This is a genomic window from Flavobacterium sp., assembly GCF_036405015.1.
Lineage (GTDB): Bacteria > Bacteroidota > Bacteroidia > Flavobacteriales > Flavobacteriaceae > Flavobacterium.
The window spans coordinates 51,144-72,700 of record NZ_DASWYK010000062.1; the positions used below are offsets into that span (position 1 = coordinate 51,144).

General features: G+C 33.9%; 14 protein-coding genes. 6 read left to right on the forward strand and 8 right to left on the reverse strand.

What is annotated here, in order from left to right; all coding sequences use genetic code 11:
* Positions 1 to 19: 19 nt before the first annotated feature.
* The 5 genes from VGE71_RS05055 (at position 20) to VGE71_RS05075 (ending at position 8,395) form a co-directional block, all read left to right on the forward strand.
* A complete protein-coding gene (locus VGE71_RS05055; protein ID WP_331137322.1) occupies positions 20 to 1,144 on the forward strand; it encodes a glycoside hydrolase family 88 protein in 1,125 nt (374 codons plus the stop codon).
* Positions 1,144 to 4,110: a glycoside hydrolase family 2 protein gene (locus VGE71_RS05060; protein ID WP_331137323.1), complete on the forward strand. Its 2,967-nt coding sequence runs from the start codon at positions 1,144 to 1,146 to the stop codon at positions 4,108 to 4,110. Before VGE71_RS05055 ends, VGE71_RS05060 begins: the two co-directional genes overlap by 1 nt.
* Positions 4,094 to 5,902 carry an alpha/beta hydrolase fold domain-containing protein gene (locus tag VGE71_RS05065; protein ID WP_331137324.1) on the forward strand — a complete coding sequence of 603 codons (1,809 nt, stop codon included), beginning with the start codon at positions 4,094 to 4,096 and terminating at the stop codon, positions 5,900 to 5,902. Before VGE71_RS05060 ends, VGE71_RS05065 begins: the two co-directional genes overlap by 17 nt.
* Positions 5,903 to 6,180: 278 nt before the next feature.
* Positions 6,181 to 7,053, forward strand: a complete 873-nt coding sequence (locus VGE71_RS05070; protein WP_331137325.1) for a DMT family transporter — start codon at positions 6,181 to 6,183, stop codon at positions 7,051 to 7,053.
* Between the two features lie 361 nt (positions 7,054 to 7,414).
* Positions 7,415 to 8,395: an SDR family NAD(P)-dependent oxidoreductase gene (locus VGE71_RS05075; protein ID WP_331137326.1), complete on the forward strand. Its 981-nt coding sequence runs from the start codon at positions 7,415 to 7,417 to the stop codon at positions 8,393 to 8,395.
* 34 nt (positions 8,396 to 8,429) lie between these two features.
* On the opposite strand, the gene VGE71_RS05080 is transcribed toward VGE71_RS05075, so the two are convergent.
* On the reverse strand, positions 8,430 to 9,551 hold the full coding sequence (locus VGE71_RS05080) for a hypothetical protein (RefSeq protein WP_331137327.1): 1,122 nt from the start codon (positions 9,549 to 9,551) through the stop codon (positions 8,430 to 8,432).
* 311 nt (positions 9,552 to 9,862) lie between these two features.
* On the opposite strand from VGE71_RS05080, the gene VGE71_RS05085 reads away from it, so the two are divergent.
* On the forward strand, positions 9,863 to 10,150 hold the full coding sequence (locus VGE71_RS05085) for a hypothetical protein (RefSeq protein WP_331137328.1): 288 nt from the start codon (positions 9,863 to 9,865) through the stop codon (positions 10,148 to 10,150).
* 82 nt (positions 10,151 to 10,232) lie between these two features.
* On the opposite strand, the gene VGE71_RS05090 is transcribed toward VGE71_RS05085, so the two are convergent.
* From VGE71_RS05090 to VGE71_RS05120, 7 genes are all read right to left on the reverse strand, one after another.
* Positions 10,233 to 11,129 carry a glycerophosphodiester phosphodiesterase family protein gene (locus tag VGE71_RS05090; RefSeq protein ID WP_331137329.1) on the reverse strand — a complete coding sequence of 299 codons (897 nt, stop codon included), beginning with the start codon at positions 11,127 to 11,129 and terminating at the stop codon, positions 10,233 to 10,235.
* 13 nt (positions 11,130 to 11,142) lie between these two features.
* Positions 11,143 to 12,717 carry a calcineurin-like phosphoesterase family protein gene (locus VGE71_RS05095; protein WP_331137330.1) on the reverse strand — a complete coding sequence of 525 codons (1,575 nt, stop codon included), beginning with the start codon at positions 12,715 to 12,717 and terminating at the stop codon, positions 11,143 to 11,145.
* 8 nt (positions 12,718 to 12,725) lie between these two features.
* Complete coding sequence (locus VGE71_RS05100) at positions 12,726 to 14,159, reverse strand: SusD/RagB family nutrient-binding outer membrane lipoprotein (RefSeq protein WP_331137331.1); 1,434 nt, start codon at positions 14,157 to 14,159, stop codon at positions 12,726 to 12,728.
* A 7-nt stretch (positions 14,160 to 14,166) separates the two neighbouring features.
* Positions 14,167 to 17,544 (reverse strand): SusC/RagA family TonB-linked outer membrane protein, encoded by a 3,378-nt coding sequence (locus tag VGE71_RS05105; protein WP_331137332.1) that lies wholly within the window; start codon positions 17,542 to 17,544, stop codon positions 14,167 to 14,169.
* Between the two features lie 152 nt (positions 17,545 to 17,696).
* Positions 17,697 to 18,626, reverse strand: a complete 930-nt coding sequence (locus tag VGE71_RS05110; protein WP_331137333.1) for a FecR family protein — start codon at positions 18,624 to 18,626, stop codon at positions 17,697 to 17,699.
* 89 nt (positions 18,627 to 18,715) lie between these two features.
* Positions 18,716 to 19,303, reverse strand: coding sequence for an RNA polymerase sigma-70 factor (locus VGE71_RS05115; protein ID WP_331137334.1), 588 nt, complete (start codon positions 19,301 to 19,303; stop codon positions 18,716 to 18,718).
* Between the two features lie 481 nt (positions 19,304 to 19,784).
* A complete protein-coding gene (locus VGE71_RS05120) occupies positions 19,785 to 21,245 on the reverse strand; it encodes a M28 family peptidase (protein ID WP_331137335.1) in 1,461 nt (486 codons plus the stop codon).
* Positions 21,246 to 21,557: the final 312 nt, after the last annotated feature.

The window sequence follows — 21,557 nt, forward strand, 5'->3', positions numbered from 1 at the left end:
TTAACTAAGAATACAAAAAATGAAAAAATTATCCTTATTCTTCTCAATATGCTTTTTGTACACCTGTACAATCAGCGCGCAACAGCCATTTGACAAAAAATTAGTTCTAAAACAAATGATTTTAGCCAATGATTATTTCATGCAAAAATGGCCAGAAACAGGTAAAACGATCATCACTAATAAAGAACGTCCAAGTAACATTTGGACACGTGGAGTTTATTATGAAGGATTAATGGCATTGCACGAAATTTTCCCAAAAGAAGCGTATTACGATTATGCCATGTCTTGGTCTGAGTTTCATAAATGGGGATTCAACGGAGGAAATACAACTCGTAACGCCGATAATTACTGTGCTGCTCAAACTTATATTGACTTGTATAATTTAGAACCAGACGCTAAAAAACTAAAAAATACAAAAGCAAATATCAATATGCTTTTAAACACACCTCAATTGGATGATTGGTCTTGGATTGACGCTATACAAATGGGAATGCCAGTTTTTGCAAAATTGGGAGTTTTAGAAAAAGACAATCGTTATTTCGAAAAAATGTATGAAATGTACATGTATTCAAGAAACAAACATGGCGACAATGGGCTTTTCAATCCAAAAGATGGTTTATGGTGGCGCGATGCTGATTTTGATCCTCCATACAAAGAACCAAATGGAAAAAATTGTTACTGGAGCCGTGGAAACGGTTGGGTTATTGGCGCTTTAGCAAAAGTGTTAACCATTATTCCTGAAAACGCACCACACAGAGAGCAATATATTAAAGATTTAAAGGCAATGGCAGCTGCTTTAGTGCCAATTCAAAGACCTGACGGATTTTGGAATGTGAGTTTGCACGATCCAACAAATTTCGGCGAAAAAGAAACTTCTGGAACTGCTTTATTCGTTTACGGAATGGCTTACGGAATCAACAGTGGCATTTTGAAAAAAGAAACCTATTTACCTGTTGTTCAAAAAGCTTGGAATGCCATTACAACTGAAAGTTTACACACAAATGGCTTTTTAGGTTTTTTACAATCGACTGGAAAAGAGCCTAAAGATGGTCAGCCATTATCTTACGATAAAATTCCTGATTTTGAAGATTATGGTTTAGGCTGTTTCTTACTAGCTGGTTCAGAAATTTATAAAATGAAATAATGAAAAACACACTCTTATTTCTTGTTTTAATTCTTTTTAAAACCACGATATTTTCTCAGGAATTTAAGAGAGAAAAATACAATTTCAATTCCGATTGGAAACTAAAAACAGGAGACTCTCAAAATGCAGAGTCTCTTAGTTTTAATGATAATTCGTGGAAAAAAATCACACTCCCTCACGCTTACAATCAAGAAGAAGCTTTCGAAAAAGACATTGAACATCTCACAACCGGAATTGTTTGGTATCGAAAGAAATTCAAGCTTCCTAAAGGAATTAATGACAAAAAAATATTCTTAGAATTTGAAGGCATCCGCCAAGCAGGAACCATTTATATCAACGGACAAAAAATTGGATTGCATGAAAATGGCGTCATGGCTTTTGGTTTTGATATTTCAAATTTAATCAAGCCTTTTCCACAAGAAAATATTGTCGCGCTAAGAATCGACAATGACTGGAAATACAAAGAACAGGCAACTGGAGCTCCTTATCAATGGAATAATATTAATTTCAATGCCAATTACGGCGGAATTCCAAAAAATGTTTTTCTACATATTACCAATAAATTATACCAGACACTTCCACTCTATAACAATCTAAAAACGACTGGAGTTTACATTTATCCTTCAAAAATTAATATTCAAGAAGAAACTGCTGTCATTAATGCTGAAACTGAAGTTCGCAATGAATTTGACACTCAAAAAACTATAGAATATAATGTGATTGTTGAAGATTTGGAAGGAAAAAAAATTGCTTCCTTTTCTGGAGAAAAAACGACAATTTCACCCAATGAAACCAAAATAGTAAAAGCAAATTCTCCTGTAAAAAATCTACATTTTTGGAGTTGGGGTTACGGTTACTTATACACGGTAAAAACCATTTTAAAAATTGACGGTAAAATTGTGGACGAAGTTTCAACCAAAACTGGTTTTAGAAAAACAGCTTTCGCCGAAGGTCAATTTTGGCTTAATGATAGAGTTTTACAAATAAAAGGTTATGCGCAAAGAACCAGCAACGAATGGCCGGCAATTGGAATGTCGGTTCCTGCTTGGCTGAGCGATTTCAGCAATAAATTAATTGTTGAAGGCAATGGAAATTTAGTTCGATGGATGCATGTCACCCCATGGAAACAAGATATTGAATCTTGTGATCGTGTTGGTTTATTGCAAGCAATGCCTGCTGGTGACGCTGAAAAAGATGCACAAGGCGATACTTGGAAACAACGTGTAAATCTGATGCGCGATGCGATTATTTATAACCGAAATAATCCAAGTATTATTTTTTATGAAAGTGGCAACGAATCTATCAGCGAGGCGCACATGCACGAAATGAAAAGCCTGAGAGATACTTATGATCCTTTTGGCGGACGAGCAATTGGTTCGCGTGAAATGTTGGACAGCCAAGAAGCTGAATATGGTGGAGAAATGCTTTACATCAATAAAAGCGCACGAAAACCATTGTGGGCTACAGAATATTCAAGGGATGAGGGAATGCGAAAATACTGGGACGAATTTTCTCCTCCATTTCATAAAGAAGGCGACGGTCCCTTATACAGAGGAAATCCAGCAGCTGACTATAATCATAATCAGGATCGTCATGCGATTGAAAATGTGATTCGATGGTACGATTATTATAGAGAAAGACCTGGAACAGGAAAACGAGTAAATTCTGGTGGTGTCAATATTATTTTTTCAGATTCCAATACACATCATCGAGGCGAATCAAACTATAGAACCAGCGGCGAAGTTGACGCCATGCGTATTCCAAAAGATGGTTATTGGGCACACAAAGTGATGTGGGATGGTTGGGTTGATATAGAAAAGCATCGTACACATATTATGGGACATTGGAATTATGCCGATAATGTTGTTAAGAACATCTATGTCGTTTCTACAGCTTCGAAAGTAGAACTTTTTGTAAACGGAATTTCACAAGGTTTTGGAAAACGAAGCAATGAGTTTTTATTTACTTTCGAAAATATTGCCTTTAAATCAGGCACAATCAAAGCAATTGGTTATAATGAAAACCGAACTATTTTAAGTCAAGATGAAAAAATAACCGTTAGCGAACCATCTCAAATCAAATTAAAATTAATCACACAACCACAAGGAATACTTGCTGATGGTGCTGATACCGCTTTAATTGAAGTTGAAGTATTGGACAAAAATGGTAATCGTTGTCCAATCAGTAATAATATGATTTCATTTTCTATTAAAGGTCCTGTAAACTGGCTTGGCGGAATAGCTCAAGGTCCAAAAAATTATATTCTTTCAAAAGAAATTCCAGTTGAAAATGGCATAAACCGAGTGATGATTCAGTCTTTGGCGAAAGCCGGAAAAATAACTGTTTCTGCTCAATCTGAAGGGTTAAAATCGGATGAAATATCATTTGAGACTAAAACAGTAAATACAATAAACGGTCTTTCAGAAGAGTTACCAGGAAACAATCTGCCTTCTAATCTAGAACGCGGACCTACTCCGAAAACAGCTTCTTATACCCAAAAAAGAATTCCTTTACATATTTTAAATGCGGTTTCTCCTTCAAACAATAATGATACCTATAAAAGTTATGACGACAACGAATTAACTGAATGGAGAAATGATGGAAATATCAATACTGGATCTATAACGTATACGCTTTCAAAACCATCAATTGTTAATGAAGTTGTTGCTAAATTTACAGGCTGGAGAAGCAAAATTTATCCAATCAGGATTTTAGCAGACGGAAAAGAAGTTTTTAAAGGAAATACGACTCAGAGTTTAGGTTATATTACGATTCCGTTGGAGCCTGTTTTGGCAGAAAAAATCACTATTGAATTGATTGGAACAAACAAAGAAAAAGATGTATTTTCGAAAATTGTTGAAGTTGATCCAACAAAAGAATTAGATTTATACAAAGATAAAACATCAGTTGATGCGTCTGGTCAATTACGCATTGTTGAAATAGAATTTTATGAAAAAATCAAATAATTTAAATCGTTTAAAAGCCACATTGCTTTTTCTGTCTCTCTCGTTAACAATTCAGGCACTTTCGCAGAAAAAAGAAATTCCGTTATGGGATAAAATTCCAGACGAAATCGTCTCAAAAGATTATTCTGAAATAGTTGACAAAGATAAAAATGGTATTGCCGATGGAGTTCGAAAAGTAACTTTACCAACGCTGACCGTTTATTTAGCCAATCCAGAAAAATCGAACGGAACTTCTGTTATTATTTGTCCCGGTGGCGCTTATGGCATGCTGGCAATCAACAAAGAAGGCTTTAAAGTTGCTGAATGGTTTAATAGTCTGGGAATAAATGCATTTGTTTTGAAGTATAGATTGCCAAGCGATTTAATTATGAAAAATAAAATTGTTGGTCCTCTTCAAGACGCTCAAGAAGCTATAAGAGTTGTCCGAAGAAATGCTATAAAATGGAAATTGAATCCAAATAAAGTTGGAATTATGGGCTTTTCTGCAGGAGGACATTTGGCTTCTACGCTGTCAACACATTATAATGATAAAGTTTATACTCCATCAGATACTATTAGTGCGAAACCAAATTTTTCTATTTTAATTTATCCTGTTATTTCAATGCAGGAAGGTATTACGCATCAAGGATCTAAAGATAATTTGTTAGGAAAAAATGCTGGTAGCGAATTAGCTGATAAATATTCAAATGAAATACAAATAAATACAGCAACGCCAAAAGCGTTTTTAGTTCATGCAACAGACGACAAAGCGGTTCCTGTTGAAAATAGTATTAATTATTATTTAGGACTAAAGAAAGAAAAGGTTTCAGCAGAAATGCATTTGTATGAAAACGGAGGGCACGGCTTTGGATTAGGCGTAAAAGGGACAAATGCTAATTGGCCAAAAGACTGTGAAAAATGGCTTTCTGAAAACAATTACACCTTAAAACCAGATGGTTATGTTTTCACCTATTTTAAAGGAAATGGCGAAGACGGACTTCATTTGGCTTACAGTGAGGACGGTTACAAATGGATAAGTTTAAAAAACGATACTTCATTTTTAACTCCAGAAGTTGGAAAAGATAAATTGATGCGAGATCCTTGCGTTATCAAGGGCGGAGACGGATTGTATCATATGGTTTGGACCGTGAGCTGGACAGACAGAGGTATTGGTCATGCTTCATCAAAAGATTTGATTCATTGGTCAAAACAAGAATTTATTCCAGTAATGGCGCATGAAGAAAAAGCCAGAAATACATGGGCTCCAGAAATTACTTATGACGAAAAATCAAAAGAATATATGATTTACTGGGCTTCTACAATTGATGGTAAATTCCCTGAAACAAAATCAGAGGAAGAAAAAGGATACAATCATAGAATTTACTACACCACAACTAAAGATTTTAAAAAATTCTCAAAAACAAAATTATTGTATGAACCAGGTTTTAATGTCATAGATGCTTCTATCGTAAAACAAGATCAGCAATATGTTATGTATTTAAAAGATGAAACCAGAAATCCGGCTCAAAAGAATTTAAAAGTGGCTTATAGTAAAAACTTAACTGGTCCTTACACTCCAGCAAGCAAACCAATTACAGGTGATTATTGGGCAGAAGGCCCGACAGCAATAAAAATTGATGGCAACTGGATTGTTTATTTTGATAAATACACGCAAAAAAAATATGGAGCTGTAAAAGAAACTTCAAAAGGCTGGGAAGATATTTCAGAACAAGTAAGTTTCCCAACAGGAACAAGACATGGTACTGTAATCAAAGTTTCAGCTGATGAAATTATGACTTTAAAAAAAGAATAGAATAGTTGATAGTTTACCGAAACTTTTACTTTTTAATTTCTTGAATACTCTAAGTAAAAATGATAAACGCACAAAATTAAATCTGACATGTGCGTTTTGGTAGTATTATAATTTAAGTTTATATTTGCCTTTATGAATAGAAACGGTTGTCTTCCTCCTCCATAATTTTAATAATGTCTCTTGATTTAACGGAGCATACTACTGGATAAACATCTGGTTGTTTTGGTATGCCTATCAAATAATTATTAAAATATACCATAGAGATTGGCGCAAAATTCATGAAAAATTCATATTTATTATTACATCTTGCTGTATTTTTAGCAGGATTCACGGGTGTTTTTGGAAAACTTATTACACTTAATGAAGGATTACTAACACTATATCGAGTAATTTTCTCCGCATTAATTTTATTTGTTCTTACACGGTTTTTAAAATTGGGCGGGCAAACAACGAACAACGAAAAAAAATCAATTGGTAAGGTCGGAATTTTAATTACAATCCACTGGGTTTTCTTTTATGCCAGTATTAAATATTCTAATATATCTATTGGTGTTATTTGTTATTGTCTGACGAGTTTTTTTACAGCTGTTTTTAAACCAATTATTGATAGATCAAAGTTTAAGTTCACTGAACTTTTTCTAAGTGCTCTCACACTTGCAGGAATAAGTCTGATATTTCACTTTGATGCTTCTTATCAATTTGGAATTATTCTTGGTGTTATTTCGTCTGCTTTTGCTGCTTTGTACACCATATACAATGAACGTTTGGTACAATTTTATGACAGCAGACTTATCAACTATTACCAAATGACAGCTGGTTCGCTATTCCTAATTATTTTGCTTCCGTTTTATCTGTACTTTTTTCCAGTAAAAACGATTGTTCCTGATGCTCTTGATACGGTTTATCTTATCTTATTATCATTATTCTGTACTGTTGGTCTTTATGTGGCTTTTGCCGAAGTTCTAAAAAAAATACCCGCTTTTACAGTCAATCTGACTTTTAATCTCGAACCCATTTATGCCATTGTAATTGCTTTTTTATTTTTTAATGAAAGTAAATCTGTAAACACTTCTTTTTATGTTGGCATTTTGTTTATTATTAGTTCTGTTGCATTACAGTCTTATGCATCATACCAATCAAAATCGGTCTGATTTAAACATTATTTATTATATAGAAAGCCCCTTTTTAAGGGGCTTTTGTTTTTAAATCTATTAGGAAGAACCTCTTAATTAAACAATTACCAAATGTAATTATATAACCGAAAATCAATAGTTGTAGAATAATTTTATAATTCTAAAAACAGACTCTTCTGTTACTAAACTACTCAACATGAATATTCCAAATAAGAAAAACAGAATATCAAGCACCAGAACTTCTGAGAAAAAACAGATTTTAAAAAGTTCCTCAAGCAGAACCAACGAAAAAAACAACAGCATCTTTTCAAAAAGAAACTTTGAATATTAACTGCAAGAATACTTTAGAATAATTTATAACACCTTAACGAATTGAGATATGAAAGATCAAGAAATATGTAGAAACAATCTTAAAGGAAAAAATGTAGTGATTACTGGTGCAAGCAGCGGTGTAGGTCGAGCAGCTGCTGAAGCTTTTGCAAATGAAGGCTGTAATATTATTGCAGTAGCAAGAGGTCAGAAAGGGATTTATGATGTTGTGGAATATTGTCGTGCCCTTGGTGTTTCGGCTATTGGTGTTTCGGCAGATATGTCAATTGCAGAAGACGTAAATAGAGTTGTTAGCGAGGCTTTAGAAGCGTATGGAAAAATTGATATCTGGATCAATAATGCTGGTGTAATGGCCAGTGGGAAATTTGAAGAAATTCCAATGGAAATTCACGAGCAAGTCCTTAAAACCAATTTGTTCGGATATATGCATGGAGCTTATAATGCAATTAGAATTTTTAAAGAACAAAATAAAGGCATTCTGATTAACAATGTTTCTATCGGAGGATTTATGCCAGCGCCATACAGTGCCGTATACTCTGCATCCAAATATGGAATTAGAGGTATGATGGAATGTCTTCAGGGCGAAATATCGAACAGAAAAAATATTCATATCTGTAATCTTTACCCTCAATTACAAAATTCTACAGGTAATCTGCATTCAGCAAAGTACTCAGGATTTGATATGAAAATTTCTTCTATAGCATCTGATCCACGCGATACTGCAGCGCAAATGGTCAATCTTGCAAAACATCCAAGAAAAGATTTGTTTCCAGATTTACGAGCTTCGGCAATTACAAAAACCTATCAATTATTTCCAAAACTGATAATAAACACGGCATCAGCTGTTGTTAGAACAAAAATGAAGCTTAACACCGAAAAAGAGAATAACCCCGGAAATGTTTTAACAAATTCTAACGAACCACTGCGCGTTTACGGAAATCCACCTTCCAAAACGGTTAGTAATCTCAAATTAGCACTTTTCGCGGGACTGGGATTCGGTATAGGTTTTCTGTTGGTCAACAAAAAATAGAGTCTTCTTTATTTAAAATTGTTAATCACAACGATTACATTTCCTTTAAATTAACTTCTTTCTTTTCGCCATCTTTGTCTATGGTTACACGCTTCTCAATATTGGCTTTGTCCACATATGATGCTCTTGCTGTGCCATAATTTGTTGTAGAACCCGTATATCCCCAATAGTTATAATAGTTTGTATAACCTGAAACATAGGAGTAGTTATACGAGTTAGAAAAATCAAAGCTAGCCATAATCACATAAGTACCTGGCATTAGGTCTGAAAACTCAAAATGTCCTTCGTCATCATAAACTTTGGCTTTTTTGACAGAATAACCAAAATCACGATTCAAAGGAACTTCAGGCATTTTTTTCTGTTTACGGATTTTACTATTCACTTCTACCCACTCTTCATAATAGGCAGAACTAGGAAAAAGTGTAATCTCCGTTCCTTTTGGTGCATATTGTTTCTTTGCAGTATTAACTAGACCTCCTAGTTTTTTACCCGAATTTGCTCGTGCATAGGCTGTACCAATAACTACACTATTTCCTTTAGTGATTTGTTGCACCACCTCTTCTTTGTTGAATTTATTTTTAATAGGTTGATAATCCAACTCCTCATTCACTGTAATTTCCCACATTCCTTTACCCATCGACATTTCTCGCTGCCAAAGACGGCGATCTTTTTTGTCTACGATATAATTGTAGACAGCATTAGTGCTTTCTTCTGAAACCGTTACAAGCCAAGTCTCATGTTTACCTGTCTTTAGAGAATTAAAAATAAAACTTTTTACTTCTTTTATACTGTAATATTCGACAAGCACATTAGATTCATCATTATAATAAAACTGTGGAATTCGGGCTTTGTAACCAACGTCCAAAGGTAATGTTCCTATCATATGATCCATCCAACTCCAGTCAATATAGTCGCCTGTAGGATGCAGATTAAGCTTTTTACTTTTTTTAGTTTTCTTAGAGTAGTAAGTCCCCGTAACAGCCTCACCAAAGTTCAGATTTAGTTTTGTAGTCTTACCATCACTGACATAACTTATTGGTTTTAGTGTCACATCATCTACCGTAGTAGTTCTAGAAGTCACAAATGAATTATCTTTTGGTGTATAGATACTAGACAAACTCAACTGATTATTAGCCGCTACAATATCATAGGCCAATGATCCTTGCTTTGTCCAACTAGTATCTTTGACATAATAAACAGTAAAAAGTGATTTTTCAGGTTTGATATATTTGGTATTGATATCCTTGCTGCCAGGTGCAACTGTTTTTTGACAGAATGCAGCAAATGAAAGCAGGCTCGCTGCTAAAACAAGTGCAGATAATTTCATGAAATATGGTTTAATGGGGCAATTTGTTTTGTACTTAATTTCTTAATCAAAGATAAAAAAGTTTTTACTTTTCTTGCTAACAAATTGTCTTTAAAACTATAGAGCAAAAATCTTCGTATATAATTTTAAAGCACTATTTTATGGAAACGTTATCTACCCTTTCTGAAAAAATCCTACAGCTTCTTTCTACGAGATACAATTCTAGTTTTACTTTAGAAGAATTGAGAAATCTCATAAATCCAATTTCGCGTATTTCAAAAACCTCTGTTTATTATATTTTTGCTGAGCGAAAAGACCAAGCATTACTTATGGATGCACTAATATCATTAAATGATCAGGGTTATATCTTTTTAGACTCAGTTACTGATGAAAGCTGCATCACCTTAAAAGGTTTGATCAAAATTGATAGCAAAGTGTATTGCAATTAGGTTTATGTTTTAAATTTTACAAAACAAATAGGCCTTCAATTACTTGAAAGCCTATTCTAAAAAAACACAACAAAACTAAAACTTATAATTTCAGAATTACCTTCTCTGGATAATCTGTAATAATTCCGTCCACTTTGAGCTGGATCATATTATCGATAGCTTTGTCATCGTTAACAGTCCACGGAATAATTTTTATTTTTAAAAGCCTCAAAGAATCTACTGCTTCTTTATTTAACAGTTTATAATGCGGACTATAAATTTCTGGTTTAAAATCAAGCAATAAAAGGTTTTCAGCTATAGTCCCTTCACCAACCAAATAAGCCAATTTTGTTTTTGGATACTTTTTATGCATCACATTTAAGACCGTTGGATCAAAAGACTGAATATTTATCTTCTTTTCGATACCTTTTTCTTTAATGATTTTCATTACCATTTGAGTAAAAACTTCTGGCTCAGGTTGTCTTTTTCCATAATCAGATTTTTCAGATTTTATTTCGATATTATAACGAACAGGTTTTAAATTGTTTTTGGCAATATAGTGTTCAATAGTATCGATCAATTCTGACAGCAAAGGCTTATATGTTTTTTGTTTTTGCTGGTTTGGAAAATTAGCATTTCCTCTTGAACCTCCATCAAACTTTCTGATGCTGTCGTAGGTCATTTCATAGAGATTATAACTCTTTTCCTTATCCTTTGCAATTGGGTTTCCTGCAAAATCCGACATGTACTGAGAAGATATAAAAGGCTCGTGAGAAACGACAACTTTTTGATCTTTAGAAATTACAACATCCAATTCTAGAACATCAACACCTTTATTTACAGCGCTGATAAAAGCAGGAATTGAATTTTCTGGAAAATTCCCTCGATCGCCACGATGTCCTTGTACTTCAATTTTTGAAGTTTTTGCTTTTTGACTTCCACAAGAATATATCGCTAAAACCGTTATTAAAACACAGCTTATCTTTTTGATTTTTATCATTTTATAAAATCGATTATTTTACTTTATCTATTCTGTAAGTTGTATTTGCGGCATGCGTTTTTCCAAACATATCTGTTGCTTTAATTTCGATAGCATGTTCACCAATAGCAAGATCAGACGGAATGTTTCCTCTCCAAACGTGTGTACTTTTTTCAGGATCTGATGAACGTTTTCCTGGCATAAGCACCTCAGACAATTCCCATTCGTAAACCAATTCTACGTATGATGGATCTTGAACCTCTACATATTCCATTTCTTTCCATTCTCCTTGATCTACGCGGTAAACCACTTTGTCTTTTTTACTTCCCATAAAGAAATTAGCAAATACACCAGATTTTGTACGTTTTGCTTTTGCCACTACTTTTGGAGCGAAAACTTTCATTTGATAATTTTCTGGTTTTCCTGCCACTTTGTAATCAACTGTATATTTGTTTCCATTAAAATGAATGAAAGCATATCCTTTTGGAGTTCCGTCTCTCATCACTGAAATTGGAATTCCTTTTTCATCCAGTTTTCCAGAATACCAATCTCCTGAAGTGGTTCCGATATTGTAATGATGGTGCGGTGTTTCCTGTAACCAGCCATCTTTCTTTTCGAAAAAATCTTGTCTCTGTAAATGTGTATGCGCCGAAAGCGAAAGTGTGTTTGGAAAATCCTTCAACAATTCGAATAATTTTTGACGGTCTTCATCTCTAAAAGAATCATCTTTAGTATCTGGCTCACTTATTGGAATATGGAAAGCCAAAACAATTAAATTGTCTTTTGGAACAAGTTTCAAATCATTTTCTATGAATTTTAATTGCTCTTCTGTAAAACCTCCCCAATACCCTTCATGATCTCTTGGATCTGGATATAATACATCATCCATTACAATAAAATGCACTTTTCCGTAATTGAAAGCATAATTGGCTGGACCAAAATGAGCTTCGTACGTTTCATCAGCTAAATGATCTGCTTTAGCATCAAAATTTAAATCGTGATTCCCTAAAAGATTGTACCACGGAATTCCGACTTTCTTCACTGCCTGAATATACGGATTGAATAAACTCAAATCATTTCCAACCAAATCTCCCATACTTAGTCCAAACGGGATATTTTTGATTCCTTCTACTTCAGCAACAATTCCTCTTGTAAAAAAATCAACTTCTTCCAGTGTATAAGGTTGAGGATCTCCAAAAACAAGCGCTGTAAAATCAGCCGTTTCTTTTTGAGAAATCAATCCAAAATCTACAGATTCTGGAAGTTTTCCTGTTGGCGCTACTCCTTCAAACTTACCTTTTGGAGAACCAGCAGGCTTATGATTGTAGAAAAACTGAGGTAAATTGTCCTTATTCACCTGAATTTTATAAGCCGACGGTTTGATTACCGCTATAATAGCATCGTCTTTTAACGGAAGTTCGTAGTTTCCTTTTTTATCTGTTAAAACTACTTCGCGACCATTTGTAACCGCAACATTAGCAATTCCTTTTTCCTTTTTTTCTCTTTTACCGTTTTGATTCAAATCCTCATAAACGATTCCTTTTACAGTTGTCTGCGCTGTCAAAACACCACAAAACAAAACTGCACTATAAATAAATGTCTTTTTCATTTTTGATTTTATTTGTCCCACCAAACTTTGGTATTAATATTATCACCGCCAACCATTTCAACAGCTTCTAAATAGTTTGCATTATTTTTAATCTGCTGATTATCTGGATAAGTAAATCTAGATGGCATAATTCCGTTATTCAGCATTGCAGTTGTGGTTGGTAATACAGGAAGTCCCGTTCTACGATATTCAAACCATTGCTGATAATCTGTAAAATACAAAGCGTAGTATTTTTGCAACATGATTCTTTCTAGCGTTCCGTCATACTTCGCTTCTGCTTTATCAAAATATGTGGTTGGAGTTGTTGCTTTTAATTGTTCAATTCCTGCTCTAACCCCTTTTTCGTAATGTCCTTGTGCATCTGCAATAAGACCACGTTGCGCTAATTCTGCTTTGATAAATTCAACTTCAGCATACGTTAAAATTAAAATCTGCATCGGGTTTTGTACTTGTGTATTCAAAAGTGTAGAAGCATTGTATTTAAACTGAGAATCTGCACCAGCATAAGCACTTGTAATTCCTTTAAATCCTATTGGAGCATTAGTTACCAAAGCTGTTGCTCCTGTAGCAATTATCGCTCTTCTTGGATCTTCGAGCGTATTTAGGTTATCAATAAAGAAAGAAGCCATTTTGATATTCAAATTAAAATCTTGAGGTCTTCCCCATGGAGACATATTCGGAGAAACACCCGTTACTTTCAAAATTGCACTTTCAGCAGTAGTGGTAAAAACTGGGTAAATTTCTGGATGATTGGCCATATATGCTAGTTTCTCAAAAGCTCCTGTTTCTGTTCTGTTTGAAACTCTTAGCAACAATCTCATCAATAAAGAATTCGTAAACTTCTTCCATTTTAACACATTATTCTGAAACAAAATATCTTCCGTATAAATCATAGCTTTACTGGTATCATACAGCGTATTGGCTCTTTCTAAATCAGCTAAAAGTGTTTCATAAATAAACTCTTGCTTATCGTATTTCGGATATAAAATCGCGTCTTCTCCACGCACTGCTTCCGTCATCGGAATTGGACCGAAAAGATCCGTAAGATTGGCATAAACCAAAGCATTAAGAGTTAAAGCAACCGCCTCGTAATTACCATCTCCAGCTTTTACTGAAGCCATACGCATTTCTCTAATATTAGAAAGCCATTTGTAATAGTTATTCCAAGCCGAGTTACCAATATTATTGCTCACATCATAACGATGCAAACCACCCGTAATACTTGGAAAAGGAAGTGAAACCTGCATTAAATTGAAGGTAACATCTACACTTTGACTTGCATTTTGCGAAGCCACTCCGTAAATAATCGGGTTTAATAATGTTCCTGGACTTATTTCTGTAATAAGGTTCGGATTTTCATTTAATTCTTCGAAACCTGATGAACAAGAAATGCTAATTCCTGTTAGTAATAGAAGTATTGCTGTAATTTTTATCTTTTTCATTGTCTTATTATAAAGTCAAACTTAAATTGAAACCATAAGTAGCTGGTGATGGCATTTGTCCCATTTCGATACCTGGCAAAATGGTATCTCCGTTTAATGCTGCTGTTTCTGGATCATAAATTGGGAAATCTGAAACAGTTGCTAAATCTCTTCCGAATAAAGAAAATTGTAGAGATTGCAAACCTGTATTTCTCAACCATCTTTTTGGAAGATTGTACTGAAGACTGATTTCGCGCAGTTTTCCAAAAGAAGCATCAAAAGAGTTCGATTCTATATTGGCTCTTCTGTAATAACGACCGTACCAATCTGCTGTTTTTACTTGTTTTGTGTTTGGAGAATAAGATCCGTCTGCATTTTGAACTACACCTTCACCAGTGATGAATCCGGTTTCTCTCCCCATACTATTGGAGTTTAATTTTCCTTGTTCTGAAAGTTTGTGGTGTGTTTGTGAATAAATAATTCCACCGTATTGACCATCTAAAGTCACATTCATAGTAAAGTTTCCGATCGAAAAACTATTGGTAAAACCCGCTTTCCATTTTGGACTAGCATCACCGATATATTGAATCTCTTCAGGATAAGCCGGAAGACCTGCACTATCATAAACAATTTGACCATCAGGAGATCTTACGAAACCAAAACCATAAATCGCACTTGTAGTTCCACCCACTTTTGCAATAATAGAAGCTGTTCCTCCTGTACCAATGATTTGCTGTCCATCGATTCCTTCTGGTAATTCCATTACTTTATTCCAGTTTCTTGACCAGTTTATAGTCGAATTCCATTTGAAATTTTCACCGTCAATGATTTTTCCGCCAAGAGTAAGTTCGATTCCTCGGTTTCTCACTTTTCCTCCATTTAAAACGGCTCCACTATAACCTGTAGAGAAATCCATCGGAATATCAATAATCTGGTTTTTGGTCACACTTTCATAAACTGTTGCATCAGCTGTAAGTCGGTTTTTCAGCATTCTGATTTCGAAACCTGTTTCAAAACTCGTTGTAATTTCAGGTTTAAAATGATCATTATACAAAACCGTTAAAGTCTGAGCAGAACTTGGAAAAGCACTTTGTCCATAATATTTCTGTGTTTTATAAGGTTCCGTATCGTTTCCTACCTGAGCAAAAGAAAGTCTGTATTTTAAGAAATCAATTGATTTTGGAAGCGTAAACATTTCAGAAATAACTGCACTGGTGTTGATTGACGGATAAAAGAATGAATTGTTTTCTACTGGAAGTGTACTCGTCCAATCATTTCTTCCTGTAACGTCAACAAAAAGCATATCGCGATACGACATTGATATTAAACCATACAAACTGTTCATTTTTTTATTAGCATCACCCAAAGTCAAAATTGGCGCACTAGAACCATTTGAAAGTTTGTAAACTCCAGGAACAACTAAACCAGTAACTTCGGCTTCAGTTCTTCTATATTTATAACTCATCGCATTTCCTCCAGCTGAAGCCGATAGCGAGAATTTATCACCAAAATCCTTTTTATAAGAAAGTAAAAAGTCAGAGTTGATTTCTTGTTTGAAAACATCTTGTCTTTCATAAAATCCTTTCGCATATCTGTTGATGCTGTAAGGTCTTTTTTGCTCTCTCGTCTGATTGTAAGTATTCATAGAAGAACGCAACATCAAATCTAAGTTTGGAGCTAAATTGATATTCGCAAAAATATTCCCCACAATCTGATCGCTGTCTAAGGTATTTGTCGCTTCATAAGCAATCAAATACGGGTTATCTATAAAAGAACTAAAAGGATGCAATTGTGCAATCTGTTCTTTTCCTTTCTCCCAAATCGGACGATACCAATCTAAATCAATATTCGGTTGTTGAAAAATCATGAAATAAGCAATCGAACCATTGTTATATCCTGTAGATGGCAAATTGTCACTATTTCTAGTATTATAATTTACAGATGTTCCCAATTTAATTTTGTCAGAAACCTGATAATTCGCGTTAACTGCCGCTGTAACTCTATCAAAACCAGTATTTGGCATAATCCATTCATTCTTTTGATTTCCTAAAGAAAGACGCATTGAACCTTTATTATCACCACCTTGAATAGAAATATTATTATTTAAAGTCACACCAGTTCTCCAAAAATCTTTACGATTATCTCTATAAGGCTGCCAAGGACGTCTTTCTGGAGATTGTCCTTGCACAACAGGATCGTATTGGTAGAAATTCTGTCCTTCAAAAGCAGGTCCCCAAGCACTACTCGTTCCGCTGGTTGAAGTTCCATCTGCCGAATTTCCATAAGAATAATATTGATTTCCTGATGCATCTGGAGAATTTCCAGTTCCTTGTCCGTATTTGTATTGATAATCTGGCCATCTTTGAATGACATCGAAAGTAGCACCAGTGTTGAATGAAATTCCTAAACCTTTATTTTTCTTTCCTGATTTTGTGGTAATGATCAACGCACCGTTTGCCGCGCGGCTTCCGTAAAGCGCAGTTGCACCCGCACCTTTAAGAACAGTTACTGCATCAATATCATCTAGATTCAAATCTGAAATACCGTTTCCGTAATCAATTGGAGAATCTTCTCCCATGTACGCACTTGTAGAACCAGAAGTTGTCATTTCGGCGTTAACAGGAACTCCATCAACCACAATAAGAGCATAATTCCCTTTTGGACTTAACGATCGGTTTCCTCTCAGAGTAATTTGTTGTGAATTTAAAGGTCCAGAACCTGTAGAAGTAATACTCAATCCTGCTACTTTTCCTTTAAGACCAGACGACCAGTTATTTGGTCTTCCTTGCGATAAGTTTTCAGATTTAATGGTTTGCTGAGAGAATCCTAATTTTTTTTCTTCTCTTTTAATCCCTAATGCCGTTACAACAACTTCGTTCAACTCACTAGTACTTGGTTTCAATGTTATTGTAATTAGACCAGCGCTAGCATTAACTTCCTGAGAAATATATCCCATGTAAGAAACAACCAAAACAGCAGAAGAACTTACGGCAAAGCTGAAATTACCTTCCATATCGGTCATGGTAGAAGTTTTTGTTCCTTTCTCTAGAATTGTAACACCTGGCATCGGCATACCGCTTTCGTCTAATACTTTTCCGCGAACATTCATTTGTGCACGACCACTGTGCGTAACCGTAATGGTATTGTTTAATTTTCTAAAAGACAATCCAGTTTTTGAGGCAATTTTTGTCAGTACTCCGTCAAGACTTTCCTTGTCTGCATAAATCGAAATGCGTTGTGAGGTTCCTGATATTTTTTCATCAAAAACAAAAGTGAAAGTCGTTTTTTGTTCTACTGCTTTAAAAAACTCTGTAATGGTTGCGTCTTTTAAATTCAGGCTTATTTGTACGTCTTTAGCAGATTGTCCTAAGGCAAATCCGTTAAAGGAAAAAATTAATAAAATCATTAAGTAAAGATTTTTCATCTTGATATACTTATTGAAAAAAAATTGTAGTTTCGTGTTCATTACTATTAGGCTATAAATTTTATTTTTAGTCTGTTTTAAAATGCCCGTTTCCGTTGCACCGGAGGCGGGTTTTGTTTTTTTTGGCTGTTTTTTTATGGTGTCTTTTTTCTTATAGTAATTTGGTTTTTAGTGGTGTAATTTATTTTTAGTTGTTTCAAATAGGCGATACTTTCCAGAACATTTTCCAGTTTTTCATCTTTAAACTTTCCTGAAATCGTAAGATCATTCAATTCCTGATCTTCAATAGTAATATCTACATTATACCAGTTTTCGATAATTTTAACCGTTTCAGAAAGTTTGGTGTTTTTAAGAATGATTGTGTTGCTGATCCAAGCGATTTTATCATCACTGTTTTCTGTAGAAATCTGTAAATCAGAATTTCGAATCAAATCGGCTTGTTGGTTCTTGGTGATTTGTACTTTTTTTCCGGTTGGCGAAGTCACTTCTACTTTTCCAGTAATTACGCTCACTTTGGTATCATGATGATTATAAGAATTGATGTCGAATGAAGTTCCCAAAACCCTTACTTTTACATCATGAGTTTGTACAACGAAAGGTCTTTTAACATCTCTGAAAACTTTAAAATAAGCTTGTCCAACAAGTTCTATATTTCTGGTTGATTCAAATTTTTCAGGGTAAGTAATACTACTATTAGAGTTTAAAACAATGACACTGCCATCTTCAAGAAAAATTTCTTTTTTTTCTCCTTTAGCTGTAATCTGCGTAATTTCTTTTGGTTTAAATGCAAATTTGGCTGCAGTAAATGCAATTGTAAGACCAGTCACTAAAACAGCAGCAACTTTTAATGCTTTACGAATTGAATATTTTTTTGGTTTAACTTCTAATTCTAAAAGTATCTTATTTAGAATTGCGTCACCTTTTTCATCAGAAATTTGATTTTCTAGATCTGATGTTTGATTCTGCATCTTATCAAAAAACGCTTCAACAGCTATTTTTTCTTCAGGTGTACAGTTACCTTCTTCGTATTTTTTTGCCAGAAGCAAAAAGTTTTCTTTTTTCAAAATATATGCTTTTATAGACAAGTCACATATTTTGATTCAAACAAGTAGTCGAAAAAGCAGGCTTAACGTTTTCTTAAAATCGGTGTTTTTTAATTAACATAAAAGAATGCCGCCCAGTAAAAAAGAAGATAATTATAAGAAGCAGAATTTAAACGAAGCTGTTTAAGTGCATTGCTAATATGTTTCTCTACCGTGTGAATAGACAGATTTAATTTTGCCGCAATTTCAGCATTAGTAAAATGTTCAATTCTGCTCAACAAAAAGACTTCACGGCATTTGGGAGTCAATTTGTTAATCTGATCGTTGATATTTTTCTCGAAATCAACGTATTCTAAATCGTTTATCGTAAAACCAGGATCGGGAATAGAATCTAAAACTTCAATATGTTGCTGATCAAATTTTAAGTTTCTAATCTGATTGGCAATTTTATATTTTACAGCTCTAAAAAGGTAAGCTTCAAGATTTAAAATCACTGTACTGGAAGCATTTTTCCAGAGACTGATAAAAATTTCCTGAACGATGTCTTCGCAAATGGCTTCATCCTTATAAATCTTAAAAGCATAAGTATAAAGCTTTTTCCAGTAACGGTTAAAAATAATTGAAAACGCAGCATCGTTTCCTTCAAAAATTAATTTCTGAAGTTCGTCGTCTGTCATTTTCAAAAGATTTCTTTCCATGTGAGTTTAAAAAGCAAATGAAAAACAACAGACAAAAAATACCTAAAAAGTTAATTTATCTTTGTGTTAAATTAATTTGAATCTGTTTAAATGAATTCCAAAATAGATTTTAAGAAGCCTTTTTAACTTCTCATTACTCTTTCTAAATTTAAACTCAAAAAAAAATCTTACAAGAGAGACAGGGTCTTGATTATTTAGTACTTTAGTTAAAGTATCAATACTATATTGGAAGTAATTTTGTTAAGCAAGAAGTTACAACCTGAATATTCATTGCAAATAAAAAAGTACTTAATGATGGTCTACAACTCTGGAAAAAGAAAATGTTTACGATTTTTTCAATTACATAATTAGAGACCAATTCATATAAAATTAAAATCCGGCAAAAAAACCTTTGCCGGATTAATCTATTGTAACGTGAGCCTTACCTCATAACTACATCTTTTTTTCTACATAAAATTATTTCAGGATTATAAATCCTATGTTATTTAGAGGTTTTTACACCTGGGCGTTTTAAATCGTTAGACAAAATCCAGCCTGTTCGGTACATCCATTCTGTCATTTTATACAGTTTTCCGAAATCAATATTTTCTGATTCATCCATTGGAGTATGATATTGACTATGCAGTACACTTGTAAAAAAAACAGCTGGAATATTTTTTTGAGCATAAGGCAAATGATCTGATCTAAAATAGAAAAACTCAGGATGTTCTGGCCTGTCCCAAAGTTTATCTAATTCAAATTTAGGCCCTTCCTCATTGGCTTTTTTAGCAGCATTTACAAGATCAGGAGAATTTTGATGCGGATCGCTCGAACCTAAAAGTGCTGCTTGATTGATATCATTTCTTCCGATCATATCACCATTCAAAACGGCAATAATATCTTTTTCAGGTACTGTCGGATTTGACGCATACCAACTTGAACCTAATAATCCTCGTTCTTCTGAACCATGAAATACAAATAAAGCCGATCTTTTTGCGGGTTGTTTTTTAAAAGCCCTTGCAATAGCCAACATTGCTACACAAGTACTCGCATTATCATCTGCGCCATTGTAAATCGAATCTTGTCCATATTTCTGTCTCACACCATCATGATCCTGATGTCCACTAAAAAGAACATATTCATTTTTTAATTTCGGATCTGTACCTTCTACTTTTCCAACAACATTTACAGAAGGATATTTATAAGTTTCAGAAATTACTTCGGCTACTACATGTTCTTTGCTATTTTTTAGAAATTCTAACTGATCATTATGAACCCAAAAAGCAGGCATTCTAGGCGGAACAGGCATTTTATCACGATAGCCTTCAATACCATAAACCCCGCGTTTCATTTGTGGCTCTACCTCAGACCAACTTTTTTCTCCCAAGTCATCTGCGACAATAATAAGTGCAGACGCTCCGCGATAAGCTAAATCTTCGTAATATTTTTGTTTTACAAAGCCCGGATAACGTCTTTCAAAAAGTGAAATATTATCAGCTATTCCATCTCTAGAAGCTATTATAACCACAGCTTTTCCTTTTACATCAATCTTTCTGATTTCTTCAGGAGAAACCTTTCCTAGAAAAAGCAAAGGCGCATCCACTTTATTTGTGGTGGTTTCCGCAATTAAAACCTCGCTCCATAATTTGAAGTCTTTTTGTCCAATCTTGAATTTGGAATAATTGGTAACCTGGTGTCTGTACAAGTCAAAAAACTGAAAAAAAGTACCGTCATCACCTGCAGGCAACATTCCAGCTTCTTTTGCTTTTTCTGCCAACCATACAGAAACTTTTAATTCATCTAAGGTTCCGGCTTCGCGTCCATTAAAATGATCGCCTGCCATTTGGTACATGTCCGTTTTAAGATCCTTTAAAGTAATTGCTTTAACCAAAGGCTTTTTTACGGATTGTGAGAAAATCACACTACAGCTTAAGCTGACTAATAAAAATAACTTCCTTTTCATAATTTAAAAATATTGAATTTATAGATTGAATATTTTCCTATAAAAAAGAAGGTCTGAAAAAAAGACAAATCTATATTTTTTATAAATATACTTCAAAAAAGAATCGAAATTTAATTTGTATTCTGTTTTATTGTGAATTAAAACAAGACTTAACTTACAATATATCAATCATCAAGACTATACAATATTGAATCTTATTCAAAACACTGTCATTTATTTTTACAATAATTTATTATTTTAATCATATACTATTAAAACAATATTTTTCTGGGCATGTTTACGATAAATAATCTTCAATTAAAAAAAAATAAA